This window comes from Roseobacter sp. FCG-D35 (genome assembly GCF_033436665.1).
Classification (GTDB): domain Bacteria; phylum Pseudomonadota; class Alphaproteobacteria; order Rhodobacterales; family Rhodobacteraceae; genus JAWQFO01.
The window spans coordinates 210,044-222,697 of record NZ_JAWQFO010000003.1 but is presented as its reverse complement, the minus strand read 5'-3'; the positions used below and the strand labels follow the sequence as shown (position 1 = coordinate 222,697).

Annotated in this window: 9 protein-coding genes and 1 tRNA gene; 2 read left to right on the top strand and 8 right to left on the bottom strand. The window is 65.6% G+C overall.

Features of this window, described 5'->3' with window-relative positions:
* Nucleotides 1-42: 42 nt before the first annotated feature.
* From fzlA to R5H30_RS09350, 6 genes are all read right to left on the bottom strand, one after another.
* A complete protein-coding gene (gene fzlA, locus R5H30_RS09375) occupies nt 43-708 on the bottom strand; it encodes an FtsZ-binding protein FzlA (RefSeq protein ID WP_318327999.1) in 666 nt (221 codons plus the stop codon).
* Between the two features lie 58 nt (nt 709-766).
* Complete coding sequence (gene mtgA, locus R5H30_RS09370) at nt 767-1,495, bottom strand: monofunctional biosynthetic peptidoglycan transglycosylase (protein WP_318327998.1); 729 nt, start codon at nt 1,493-1,495, stop codon at nt 767-769.
* 112 nt (nt 1,496-1,607) lie between these two features.
* Entirely contained in the window at nt 1,608-6,140 is a 4,533-nt protein-coding gene (gltB, locus tag R5H30_RS09365) for a glutamate synthase large subunit (RefSeq protein WP_318327997.1), read from the bottom strand.
* Nucleotides 6,127-6,555 carry a GFA family protein gene (locus R5H30_RS09360; protein ID WP_318327996.1) on the bottom strand — a complete coding sequence of 143 codons (429 nt, stop codon included), beginning with the start codon at nt 6,553-6,555 and terminating at the stop codon, nt 6,127-6,129. Before R5H30_RS09360 ends, gltB begins: the two co-directional genes overlap by 14 nt.
* Nucleotides 6,552-7,007: a GFA family protein gene (locus R5H30_RS09355; protein ID WP_318327994.1), complete on the bottom strand. Its 456-nt coding sequence runs from the start codon at nt 7,005-7,007 to the stop codon at nt 6,552-6,554. Before R5H30_RS09355 ends, R5H30_RS09360 begins: the two co-directional genes overlap by 4 nt.
* 34 nt (nt 7,008-7,041) lie before the next feature.
* The gene (locus R5H30_RS09350) at nt 7,042-8,475 is read right to left on the bottom strand and encodes an NAD(P)-dependent oxidoreductase (RefSeq protein ID WP_318327993.1); all 1,434 of its coding nucleotides are present in this window, start codon (nt 8,473-8,475) and stop codon (nt 7,042-7,044) included.
* Nucleotides 8,476-8,697: 222 nt separating this feature from the next.
* Between R5H30_RS09350 and R5H30_RS09345 the strand changes: the two genes are divergently transcribed.
* Nucleotides 8,698-9,501, top strand: a complete 804-nt coding sequence (locus R5H30_RS09345) for an undecaprenyl-diphosphate phosphatase (protein ID WP_318327992.1) — start codon at nt 8,698-8,700, stop codon at nt 9,499-9,501.
* Here R5H30_RS09345 and R5H30_RS09340 read toward each other — a convergent pair.
* The gene (locus R5H30_RS09340) at nt 9,498-10,481 is read right to left on the bottom strand and encodes a complex I NDUFA9 subunit family protein (RefSeq protein ID WP_318327991.1); all 984 of its coding nucleotides are present in this window, start codon (nt 10,479-10,481) and stop codon (nt 9,498-9,500) included. The genes R5H30_RS09345 and R5H30_RS09340 overlap by 4 nt on opposite strands.
* Before the next feature lie 189 nt (nt 10,482-10,670).
* On the opposite strand from R5H30_RS09340, the gene R5H30_RS09335 reads away from it, so the two are divergent.
* Nucleotides 10,671-10,756, top strand: a tRNA-Leu gene (locus R5H30_RS09335).
* A gap of 183 nt (nt 10,757-10,939) precedes the next feature.
* On the opposite strand, the gene R5H30_RS09330 is transcribed toward R5H30_RS09335, so the two are convergent.
* Complete coding sequence (locus R5H30_RS09330) at nt 10,940-12,625, bottom strand: tryptophan halogenase family protein (protein WP_318327990.1); 1,686 nt, start codon at nt 12,623-12,625, stop codon at nt 10,940-10,942.
* Nucleotides 12,626-12,654: the final 29 nt, after the last annotated feature.

Sequence of the window (12,654 nt, the reverse complement as noted above, 5' to 3'; positions counted from 1 at the left end):
CCGCCCGGGGGGGGGGGGGCCCCCCCCCCCCCCTGCGCGCTCTCAGAAATCGAGATCATTGTAATGGCGCGGCGGCGGGAATCCCGGAACCTGGTCGGCGAGGATCGACCGGAAGGCCGGGCGCGACTTGATCTTGGCGTACCAGTCCTTGACCACGTCCGAGCGGTTCCAGTCCACATCCGAGATGTAGTCGAGCGACGACAGATGCGCCGCGGCGGCGAAATCCGCCAGCGTCATCGTGTCGCCCGCCAGCCAGCGCCGGTGGTCGAGAAGCCATTGCATGTAGTCGAGGTGATACTTGATCGCCTTGGCCCCGGCCTTGATGCTGGCGCTGTCCGGATAGCCCTGTTTCATCACCTTCTTGTTGACCCGCTCGTAAAGCAGCTTCGAGGTCACCTCGTGATGGAACTTGTCGTCGAACCAGGACACGATCCGGCGCACCTCGAAACGCGCCGCGGGGTCCTTGGGCAACAGCGCCGGCTCCGGTCGCGTCTCCTCGATGTATTCGCAGATCGCCGTGCTCTCGGCCATCATGATCCCGTCGAGCCGCAGCACCGGCACCTTGCCGGCCGGGTTGCGGCGCATGAAGTCCGGATCCTGTTCCCAGTAGCGCTCCTCGACGAGGTCCACCTCGATCTTCTTCTCGGCAAGGCTCAGGCGCACCTTGCGGCAGAAGGGAGAGAGGGGGGCGTGGAACAGGCGGGCCATCAGGTCTTCCGGGGTTGCGTCTCGTCGCCGTCCTCAATGCCCGTTAGCCGCGCCCGTTTCAACTCTCGAAACAGGCCGCGCGCCCGTCCGCGCGAATCGTCGCTGCGCCGTCGGCGATCCCGCGCGCGCGGCGCTGCACGAAATCCGACGGACGCGACGCCGACCGACCCTTGGGATCGGGCAGGATCGCCGCCAGACGTGCGGCCTGCGTAGCCGACAGGTCCGCCGCCGAAACCCCGAAGTAATGTCGTGCCGCCGCATCGACCCCGAAGATGCCTTCGTCGAACTCGGCCACGTTCATGTAGACCTCGACGATCCGGCGCTTGGACCAGACCAGCTCCACGACCGGGGTCAGCAGCGCCTCCAGCAGTTTCCGGGTGTAGGTGCGCCCGTGCCAGAGATAGACGTTCTTGACCACCTGCTGGCTCAGGGTCGAGGCGCCGCGTTCGCCACCGTCCGCGATCGCCGCCTTGATCGCCTTGAGATCGAACCCCCAGTGCGTACAGAAATTGGCATCCTCCGCCGCAACCACGGAGCGCGCCATCACAGGCGCGATATCCTCGATCGGAGCCCAGGTGCGCTCGAGCCCGCCGAGACGTCGGGATTCGGAAAGCATGTAGGGCGTGACAGGCGGGTTCACGACAGAGAACAGCACGATCAGCCCCGCCAGCACGGCCGCCGCGATCAGGATCAGGCGGAACGCCCAGCGCAGGACGCGCCGCGGCACGTCGCGGATCGCCTGCAGCGGCGCTGCCTCTTTTTTCTTCGCCCTGCTTCGTCTTGCCATGGCCGCACAGTACCGGGCGCCCCCGGCGGACACATCCGAAAAACGCAAGGGCGCGGCGGCAGCCCGCCGGTCACGCGGCGCGGCGGCAACAGCACGCCGCGCCGGGGCCGGATCACTCGGCCGGCACCGCCTTCTGCTCGTGGCTGAGCGGGGCAGGCAGATGCACCAGCATCTCCTTCGGGCAGACCTGAACGAAGTTGTCCTTCTCGCTCTCCCAGTGCTGCAGGATCTCTGCCGCGCGGCGCGAGCCGGTCTCCTCGAGGTGCCGTTCGAGCAGCTCCTCGAGCTGGCCGAGCCAGTGATCGACGGAGACCGGGCAGGTCACCAGCGTCTCCATGTTCATCAGCGCCGGCGCCTTGCCCTCGGGGTCATAGAGATAGGCCATGCCGCCGGTCATCCCGGCCCCGAAGTTCGCCCCGATCTCGCCGAGGATCACCGCGACGCCCCCGGTCATGTACTCGCAACCGTTCGATCCGCAGCCCTCGATCACCACTCTGGCGCCCGAGTTGCGCACCGCGAAACGCTCGCCCGCGCGCCCTGCGGCAAAAAGGTAACCGTCGGTCGCCCCGTAGAGCACGGTGTTGCCGATGATGGTGTTCTTCGACGCCTCGATCGGCGAGGACATCGGCGGACGCACCACGATGGTGCCGCCCGACAGACCCTTGCCGACGTAGTCGTTGGCATCGCCCGACACTTCCAGCTTCAGCCCCGGCGCCGCGAAGGCCCCGAGCGACTGGCCGGCGGAGCCGGACAGCTTGACCGTCAAATGATCCGGCTGCAGCGCGTTACGCATCCCGAACTTGCGGACGATATGGCTCGAGGTGCGCGTGCCGACGGTGCGGTGGGTGTTCTGCACCGCGTAGGACAGCTGCATCTTCTCGCCGTCGTTCAGGAAACGTTCGGCATCGCGCACGATCTCGGCATCGAGCGTGTCCGGCACCGCGTTGCGCGGCTTGGTCCGGTCGTAAACGATATCCGCCGCGCCATCGACGGTGATCAGCAGCGGGTTGAGATCGAGATCATCGAGATGCGCCGAACCCCGGCTGACCTGCGCCAGCAGGTCGGCGCGCCCGATCACGTCGTCGAGCGAGCGCGCGCCGAGTTCGGCGAGGATCTCGCGCACTTCCGTGGCGTAGAAAGTGATGAGGTTCACCACCTTGTCCGCCGTGCCGGTGAACTTGTCGCGCAGGCGTTCGTCCTGCGTGCAGACGCCGACCGGGCAGGTGTTGGACTGGCACTGACGCACCATGATGCAGCCCATCGCGATCAGGGCCGCGGTGCCGATGCCGTATTCCTCGGCCCCGAGCATCGCCGCCATGACGATGTCGCGCCCGGTGCGCAGCCCGCCGTCGGTGCGCAGCGTCACGCGGCTGCGCAGGTTGTTCATCGACAGGACCTGGTGGGCTTCGGTCAGTCCCATCTCCCAGGGCAGCCCGGCGTACTTGATCGAGGTGGCGGGGCTGGCGCCGGTGCCGCCGTTGTGGCCCGAGATCAGGATCACGTCGGCCTTGGCCTTGGCCACGCCCGCCGCGATGGTCCCGACGCCCGACGAGGCGACAAGCTTGACCGTCACCTTGGCACGCGGATTGATCTGCTTGAGGTCGTAGATCAGCTGCGCAAGATCTTCGATCGAATAGATGTCGTGATGTGGCGGCGGCGAGATCAGCGTCACCCCCTTGGTCGAATGCCGCAGCCGCGCGATCAGGTCGGTGACCTTCATGCCCGGAAGCTGACCACCCTCGCCGGGCTTGGCGCCTTGGGCCACCTTGATCTCGAGTTCCTCACACTGATTAAGGTATTCGGCTGTGACCCCGAAGCGCCCCGAGGCCACCTGCTTGATCTTGGCCGAGGGGTTGTCGCCGTTGGGTTCGGGATGGAAATGCGCCGGATCCTCGCCGCCTTCGCCCGAGTCCGACTTGGCGCCGATCCGGTTCATCGCGACGTTGAGCGTCTTGTGCGCCTCGGGGCTGAGCGCCCCGAGCGACATGCCCGGCGTCACGAAGCGCTTGCGAATCGAAGTGATGTTCTCGACCTCCTCGATGGGAATGGCCGGGCCGAGCGCCTTGAAGTCCATCAAGTCGCGGAGGTGGATCGGCGGGTTCGAAAGCATCTTGGCCGAATACTGCTTCCACATCTCGTAGGAGGCACGGTTGCAGGCCATCTGCATCATGTGCATCGAGGTCGCTTCCCAGGCGTGTGTCTCACCCGACTTGCGCGCCTTGTAGAAGCCGCCGATGGGCAGCACGCTCTGCGCGTCGGCCCAGCCCTTGGCGTGGACCTCCTCGGACTTGCGCTGGATGCCGCTGACGCCGATGCCCGAAATCCGGCTGGTCATGCCAGGGAAATACTCGGCCACCATCGCCCGACTCAGGCCGACGGCCTCGAAGTTCAGCCCGCCGCGGTAGGACGAGACGACCGAAATCCCCATCTTGGCCATGATCTTCAGCAGGCCCTGGTCGATGGCATTCCGGTAGCGCGCCACCGCATCGGTCAGCGTCATGTCGAGCAGTCCGCGCTCGATCCGGTCGGCAAGGCTGTCCTCGGCCAGGTAGGCGTTCACGATGGTCGCCCCGCAGCCGATCAGCACGGCGAAGTAATGCGGATCGACGCATTCTGCCGACCGCACGGCCAGCGAGGTGAAGGTGCGCAGACCCTTGCGGATCAGGTGGCTGTGCACCGCGCTCGTGGCGAGGATCATCGGCATCGCCACCTTGCCTTCGCCCGATCCCTGATCGGTCAGGATCAGGTGCCCAGCCCCCGAGCGCACGGCATCCTCGGCCTCGTCGCGGATCCGCGACAGGCCCGCGTTGAGGTTGCCCTGCCCGGGCTCGAACGTGCAGTCGATGGTGACGGTGTCGACGTTGAAATGCTCCAGAAGCGCGTCGAACTGGGCGTTGGCCACGAAAGGACTGTCGAGCGTGATGATCTCGGTCTGGCTCGAATCCTCGTCGAGCACGTTCTTGAGGTTGCCGAACCGCGTCTTGAGGCTCATCACCCGGTATTCGCGCAGGCTGTCGATCGGCGGGTTGGTCACCTGGCTGAAGTTCTGCCGGAAGTAATGGCTGAGCGGACGGTATTGCGAAGACAGCACCGCCGAGGGCGTGTCGTCGCCCATCGAGGCCAGAGCCTCCTTGGCGTCCTCGGCCATCGGCGCGAGAATCTGTTCGAGATCCTCGACCGTGTAACCCGCCGCCACCTGCCTGCGGCGCAACTCGTTTCCGGTGAAGACCGGGGTCTCCTCGAGCCCGGTCAGCGCCTCGTCGAGGTCGTTGATCTTGCCAACCCAGTCGCCGAAGGGCTGCGACCTGGCAAGCCGGTCCTTGATCTCGGTGTCGTGAAACAACTCGCCCTCGGCCATGTCGACGGCCAGAAGTTGCCCGGGCCCAAGCGCGCCCTTCTCGACGATGCGGCTTTCGTCCTGCGGGACCATCCCCGCCTCGGATCCCGCGATCAGCAGCCCGTTGCCGGTGACCACGTAGCGCATCGGGCGCAGCCCGTTGCGGTCGAGCCCGGCACAGACCCAGCGCCCGTCGGTCATGGCGAGCGCGGCAGGACCGTCCCAGGGCTCCATCACCGAGTTGCAGTAGGAGTACATGTCGCGCCAGGCCTGCGGCAACTCCACCGCCTGCTTGGACCAGCTTTCCGGCACCAGCATGGTCTTGGCCATCGGCGCGTTGCGCCCGGCGCGCACCAGCACCTCGAACACGGCGTCGAGCGCCGCGGAATCGCTCGATCCCTGCGGCACGATCGGCTTGATGTCGTCGGCCAGCTCTCCGAAGGTCGACGAGGCCATGCGGATCTCGTGGCTCTTCATCCAGTTCAGGTTGCCCTTGAGCGTATTGATCTCGCCGTTGTGCGCGAGCATCCGGAAGGGCTGGGCCAGCCACCATTGCGGGAAGGTGTTGGTGGAGTAGCGCTGGTGGTAGATCGCGAAGGCGCTCTCGAACCGCTTGTCCTTGAGGTCGGGATAGAACTCGGCCACGTCCTGCGCCAGCATCATGCCCTTGTAGATGATCGACCGGCAGGACAGCGACGCGATGTAGAGGGAAGGCACCTGTGCCGCCGCGGCCGCCTTCTCGATCCGGCGCCGGATCACGTAGAGCTCGCGCTCGAATTGCTCCTCGTCGACGCCCTTTGCGTTCGAGATCAGGATCTGTTCGATTTCGGGCCGGGTCGCGTTGGCCTTCTCGCCCAGCACCGAGATGTCCACCGGCACGTGCCGCCAGCCGTAGATGTAGTAGCCCATGCGCAGGACTTCGGTCTCGACGATGGTCCGGCAGGTTTCCTGCGCCGCAAAATTGGTGCGCGGCAGAAAGACCTGCCCCACGGCGATCAGCTGGTCGGTGCGCGGGCTGTGGCCGGTGCGCTTGACCTGATCGTAAAAGAACTCGGTCGGGATCTGGACGTGGATACCGGCGCCGTCGCCGGTCTTGCCGTCGGCATCGACCGCGCCGCGGTGCCAGATCGCCTTGAGCGCCATGATCCCGCTTTCCACCACGTCGCGGCTCTTGCGCCCGTCGATGGAGACCACGAGGCCCACGCCGCAGGAGGAGTGTTCCTCGTCCGCGCTGTAGAGGCCGTTCTCGGCCATGAACGCACGCTTGGCCTCTTCGCGGGCGACCCATGCTTCATCATATTTGGCCATCTGAACCCTCCATCTGGACATGCGGGAAGTCCCGCTCGTATTCCTGTCTGCTGACCCGCGGGTGTGTGCCTTCCAGCGGCACGCAGGCAAAGGCGCGGTCGGCGTAGACCTCGCGTGTCAGCGGCGCGTCGCGCAGGTCCTCGAAGAGACCCGGGCAGAATTCGTAGTGGTCGGCATCGTCGTCGCGCAGCCACAGGTGCGTGCCGCAGGTGCCGCAAAAGGCGCGTTCCGCGAAAGAGGATGACCGGTAGCGCGCGGGTGTGCCAGTCACCGTCACAGCGGCATCCGGAGCGGCGAAACCCCAGAAGGCCGAGCCAGACCAGATCCGGCAGAGATCGCAATGGCAGGCCGAGACCCAGTCCTCGCGCTCCGTCACCTCGACCCGGACCGCGCCGCACAGGCAGGCCCCCTTCATGCCCCGTTCCCGTCGCTGTCGAGAACGCCGAACTTCTCGACGCATTGCGCGCGGGTCAGCGTCGTGCGGCCCTCGCCGGCATAGGCAAAGCTGTCCGGCTTGTGGTCGATGTAGATCTCGCTCGACATCTCCATGCCCCTCGGATCGTCGAACAACCCGATCGGCAATTCGGTGCCGCCCGACCATTCGCCCTCGAGCGTGACGCGGAAATAGAGGTTGGTGCCGCATTTGGTGCACCACGCCCGCTCGGCCCAGTCCGTGCTTTGTACCGTCGCGATGTTCTCGGACCCTTGCCAGTCCAGATCGCCGTCCTTGATCGTCACGCCCAGCAAAGCCGAGCCGGTCCAGCGCCGACACATCGGGCAGTGGCACGCCCCGAACCTGTCGGGAACGTTGCGCGCGGCAAAGCGCACCGCGCCGCACATGCAGCCGCCGTCCCGGTTCTTCACCATGAAGCGCTCCCCGCTGGTTCCATCGGCAAGCCGGTCATTCCGCGGCCACCGCCCGGTTCCGGTCGAACCCCTCGAGGATCGCCGCAGCACAATCGCGCCCGTCGCGGATCGCCCAGACAACCAGCGATGCGCCGCGCACGATGTCGCCCACCGCGTAGACACCCGGCAGGTCCGTCGCCCCGGAACCATACTGCGCAAGAACGGTGCCCCAGCGCGTGACCGGCAGATCGTCCTGATCCCAGAGCTTGGGCAATTCCTCGGGCTCGAAACCCAGCGCGAGGATGACCAGATCGGCGTCCTCGACGTAATCCGCACCGGGGATCACTTCGGGCGTCTGCCGTCCGCTGGCATCCGGCGCGCCGAGCCGCATTTTCTGCACCATGACGCCCGACACCGGGTCGCCGGTGAAGCCCTTGGGCGCCGACAGCCATTCGAAGACCACGCCTTCTTCCTCGGCGTTGGCGACCTCGCGCTGCGAGCCCGGCATGTTGGCCCGGTCGCGGCGGTAGAGGCATTTCACGCTCTTGGCACCCTGACGCACGGATGTGCGCACGCAGTCCATCGCCGTGTCGCCGCCGCCGATCACCACAACCCGCTTGCCGCTGGCGTTCAGCTCACCGCTGTCGAACTCCGGCACCTCGTCGCCGAAGCTCTTGCGGTTCGACGCGGTCAGAAAGTCGATGGCACGCACCAGACCCGGAGACCCGGCGCCGGGCCCCTCAATGCTGCGGCTCTTGTAAACGCCCGTGGCGATGATCACCGCGTCGTGGCGGCTTCGGATCTCGTCGAAACCGATGTCCTTGCCGACGTCGCAGTTCAAAACGAAGGTCACCCCGCCATCCTCGAGCTGCGCGTTGCGGCGCATCACCACATCCTTTTCGAGCTTGAACCCCGGGATCCCGTAGGTCAGAAGCCCGCCCGCGCGGTCGTAGCGGTCGTAGATCGTGACTTGCACGCCGGCGCGGCGCAGGACGTCAGCGGCCGCCAGTCCGCCCGGGCCCGCACCAATGATGCCAACCGATTCCGTGCGTTCCTGCGCGGGTTTGGGCGGTTCGACCCATCCTTCTTCCCAGGCGGTGTCGGTGATGTACTTCTCGACCGATCCGATGGTGACGGTGCCATGCCCCGACAGTTCGATCACGCAGTTGCCTTCGCACAGCCGGTCCTGCGGACAGATTCGCCCGCAGATTTCCGGAAAGGTATTGGTCGCCTGGCTGACCTCGTAGGCCTCCTTCAGGCGTCCCTGGGCCGTCAGCCGCAGCCAGTCGGGGATGTTGTTATGCAACGGGCAATGGCTTTGACAGTAGGGCACGCCGCACTGGCTGCAGCGGCTCGCCTGCTCAGCGGCCTTCTCGGCTGCGAATTCCGCGTAAATCTCCCGGAAGTCCTCGCGACGCACGTCGGCCGACCGTTTCTCGGGCATGTCCCGCTCAACGGTCACGAATTTCAGCATGCGCTCTCCGGCCATCTCGCACTCCCATCAGGCATTCCGTTCGGCACGCTTACTTCATGTCATACGCGATTAAAAGTCAGTACAGCTGACTTATTTGCGGGTAATTGGAGCGCGTTGCGTAGATTCTCGTATCAACAGTCTCAAATTTAGGTCCGCTTCGGTTATATTATGCAACTTCTTTTTGTTAACCAGCGAGTTATACAGTGCCTCAGCAAGCGCGTTCGCCGAAGGCCCTGAATGACCCTCTTCCATCTTTTCCTTGTCGCGATGATCCAGGGAATAACCGAATTCCTGCCGATCTCGTCCTCGGGCCATCTCATCCTTCTGCCCGGGCTGTCCGGCGGACCGGATCAGGGGCTGGCCATCGACGTCGCGGTGCATGTCGGAACGTTGGTGGCGGTCGTGCTCTATTTCTGGACGGACGTGAAACTTGCACTCACCGGCCTTGGACATCTCGCCCGCGGCAGAACGGACACGCCGGGTGCGCGACTGGCGATCCTGCTGATCCTCGCGACGATCCCGGTCATCATCGCCGGGTTTCTCATCAAGATCCTGGGCATCGACGAAATGCTGCGCTCGGTTGCCGTCATCGGCTGGACGATGCTGCTGTTCGGGCTCGTGCTCTACTGGGCCGACAGGACCGGCGCGGAGGAGAAAACCGCCTCCGACTGGACCGCGTCGGACGCATTGCGCATGGGGCTGGCACAGGTTCTGGCGCTGATCCCGGGCACCTCGCGTTCGGGCATCACGATCACCGCCGGACGTCGGCTCGGCTACGGTCGCGAGGGTGCGGCGAAGCTTGCGATGCTGATGTCGATTCCGACGATCCTCGCGTCCGGCGCGCTGCTCTCCCTCGACGTCGTGTCGAGCGCGGACTGGACGGTGGCCCGCGACGGGCTCATTGCCGCTGCCTTCGCCTTCGCGGCGGCCCTGCTTGCCCTCGCGCTGATGATGCGCCTGCTCAAGAGCGTGAGTTTCACGCCCTACGTGATCTACCGGGTGATCCTCGGGATCGCGCTGCTGATCTACGCCTATTCCTAGGTCCGCAGCTTGCGCGCCGAGTCCTTGATCGCGTCGTACTGGCCCGACGGGCGGAACCGCCAGAGATAATCGGGCAGGACAGCACCCATCGACACCGGTTCGATGCCGAGATCTTCGAAGCCGCGCGCGTCAGTCGCGACCAAGTTGTCATGCGCGAGGTTCTTGACCTGGTCGCGGGTCAGGATGCCGTTCGAGAAAAGACCGGCGGTGGCCCACTGCATGAAATCCAGCACCGAAGCCATGATCCGCGCGATCCAGTTCGGTGTGTTCATCACCAGGCGACGCCGGTGGATGACCTCGAGCATCTGGTGCATCAGCGCGCGGAAGCTTGCCACGTCCGGGCCGCCAAGCTCGTAGACCCCGGCAGGGGCCTCCTCGCGCACCGCCTTCTCGGCGGCCTTCGCGACATCGTCGACATAGACCGGCTGGAACCGCGTCGCGGCGCCGACCAGCGGCAGCACCGGGCTGAACCGGGTCATTCCGGCAAACCGGTTGAAGAACTCGTCCTCGGGCCCGAAGACGATCGACGGGCGCAGGATCACGGCCTGCGGAAAATGCTCGCGCACGCCGGCTTCGCCAAGCGCCTTGGTCCGGGCATAGTCGCTCGACGCATCCTCGTCGGCCCCGATGGCCGAGATCTGCACCAGCCGCGACACGCCGTTCTCGGCCGCGATCCGGGCGATGCGCGCCGCCCCCTCGGCCTGTACCGCGTCAAAACGGTTTTTGCCGGATTCGGCAAGGATGCCAACGCAGTTCACCACCGCCTCCGCACCCTGCATCACCTGCGCCACCGAGGCGTCGTCGCGGATGTTGCAGAACACCGGCTCGACCTGACCGACGACGCCGTAAGGCCGCACGAAGATCGCCTCGTTCGGCCTGCGGCAGGCCACCCGCACGCGCCAGCCGGCCTTCGCCATGCGCCGCGCGATGTAGCGCCCGATGAAACCGGAGCCGCCGTAGATGGTGACAAGCCTGGACATGCCGAACCTCGCTTCCTGCCTTCACCTTCCGGATGTACCGCCCGGGCCCCCCTGAAACAAGGCGCAAATCGCCGCGCGCCCCTGCCCCGCCGCGCGCTCTCGGGCCCCCAGCCAAATTCCCGACGCAATCCGCAGGATTCCGTTTGACACCCCTCCGGCGAGGTCTTAAACGCACCACTCACGACACCTGCCCAGGTGGCGGAATGGTAGACGCGCTGGCTTCAGGTGCCAGTGGCCGCAAGGCCGTGGAAGTTCGAGTCTTCTCCTGGGCACCAACACTTCTCGAGTTTGCGCAACAGGTTCGGTCCCGGCTTCGTCCCGGAGATCGAGGTGAGATGTATCGGCGCGCCTAGCCACACCCGGACATCAGGCCCGCAGCATTTGTAAGGCCAATGCCGAAAGCTCGCCTTGTCGGCGCGGGCGGGGCCGCCGTGGTCTAGCGGCCCCGTCGCCTGGTCCTAGAAAAGCTGCAGGTCCTTCGCGCCGCTCTGGATCTCGGCGAAATTCGGCATGTTCTGGATCGACACCGGAGCCGGGGCGGTGCCAGGCAACGGGACGGTCGGCTTCATGGCGGCCGCCATGCCGAAAACCGGTTGCTCGAGCTCGCCGCGGATGTCGCGCAGCAGCGTCTTGTGGTCCGGCATCGCCTTGAGGATGCGGGCGAGATCCTCGCGCGCGCCCTTCCAGTACTTGAACCAGATCGGCTTTTTCAGCGGTCGCAGCCGGTCGCGGATGCCCGGTCCGTAGCCGGTGTCGTAGACCTGCTTGCCCAGTAGGACCGTCTGGTAGACGCGGAAATCGAACAGGGTCGCGAACTCGATGTCGTGATCGAGCGGCAGGCGGTGCTGCCACAGCTCGAGGTTCTCGGCCAGCCGGTCCGGCAGCTTCATCTCGGTGCGCGCGTCGATCCAGTATTGGTCGTCGGTGCGGTTGCCCAGCCGGTAGTGCAGGCAGATGAAATCCAGAACCTCGTCGTAGAGCTTGTTGATCTGACGGTTGTACCTGTTCCGGAGCGTCGGCGAGATGTCCCGCGTCGGCAGGTGTTCGGCGAACCAGCGCACCGCGTGATCGACCATGTGGATCGCCGTGCTTTCAAGCGGCTCGATGAACCCCCCCGCAAGACCGATGGCCACGCAGTTCTTGACCCAGGCGTTGCGCACGCGCCCGATGCGCATCGGGATCACCCGCGGTGTCGCCCCCTTGCCGCTGTCACCAAGCCATTCAAGGTATTCGTCCGCCGCCTGGTCGTCGGTACGGTGCGCCGACGAGAAGACGTAGCCGGTTCCGACGCGATTGTAGAGCGGCACCCGCCATGTCCAACCCGCGCCGAGCGCCGTCGAGCGGGTAAGGCTTTCGATCTTTTCGGGATCGGGATGCTCGATCTGCAAGGCCATGGCCCGGTCGTTGGGCAGGTAGTCGGAGTAGTCCCGGAACGGCTCTCCCAGCGCCTGATTGATGATCAGGCCGCGGAAGCCGGTGCAGTCCACGACCATCTCGATGTCGTGGCGACCGGCACGTTCCAGCATCAGGTGGCTGACGTTGCCCTGTTCGTCGAGTTCGACCGATTGCACCTCGTCCTGGATATGCTCGACGCCGCGCTTTCTGCAGACCCGGGCAAGCATGCCCGCGAACTTCACCGCATCGAGGTGATAGGCGTATCCGAAGCGCTGCTCGAACTCGGGTTGCCCCAGCATTCGCGCGCCCTTGCACAGCCGGCCGAGGTCGTCATGCGGTGCCACCGATTGCGTGAAGTCCCGGTCTCCGTTGCCGAAGCGCAGGAAGTATTCAGCGGCCTCCAGCCCCTCGAGCATCTGGCCATGGGCGAAAGGATTGACGTAGTCGATGCGGTTGCCCTTGGCGTCCTTGTTCCAATTGCAGAACTTCACGCCCAGCTTGAACGAGGCGTTGGTTTCGCGGAAGAAATCCCGCTCGGAGATGCCCGCCTTGCGGATCGTGCGGGGCATGTGCGGAACCGTGGCCTCGCCGACACCGACGGTTGCGATGTTGGGGCTTTCGATCAGGCAAATGTGCGGGCGATCCTTGGGTGCCGAACTGCGCGCGAACTCGGTGTCGAGGATCAGCGCGGTCATCCATCCGGCGGTGCCGCCCCCGACGATGGTGATCTTGCGCAAACGATTGTTCATGGTGTCCTGCCCCCCCTTTTAGGTTTGCG